General features: G+C 66.7%; 1 protein-coding gene. It reads right to left on the bottom strand.

The window, feature by feature from the left end:
• A partial coding sequence (locus B3873_RS09425) for an ATP-binding protein (RefSeq protein ID WP_349676441.1) occupies positions 1-219 on the bottom strand: 219 nt, incomplete at both ends.

Here is a 219-nt window from a genome sequence, read left to right on the forward strand (position 1 = left end):
TGCTGCCAGGCGCTGCCGCCGCAGAGCCGTCGTCCGGCAACGGCAGGTCCTCTTCCCCGGCTTCGCCCAAGTGGCGCGGCAGGTAGATGCAGAGCGTCGCACCCTGACCCAGTTCTGAATAAATGCGCACCGCACCGCCCGACTGGCCGGCAAAACCATACACCATGGACAGCCCCAGCCCCGTGCCCTGCCCGGTCGGCTTGGTGGTGAAGAAAGGAT

Source organism: Herbaspirillum sp. UBA812 (assembly GCF_002296545.1).
In the GTDB taxonomy this organism is placed as follows: Bacteria; Pseudomonadota; Gammaproteobacteria; order Burkholderiales; family Burkholderiaceae_D; genus Herbaspirillum; species Herbaspirillum huttiense.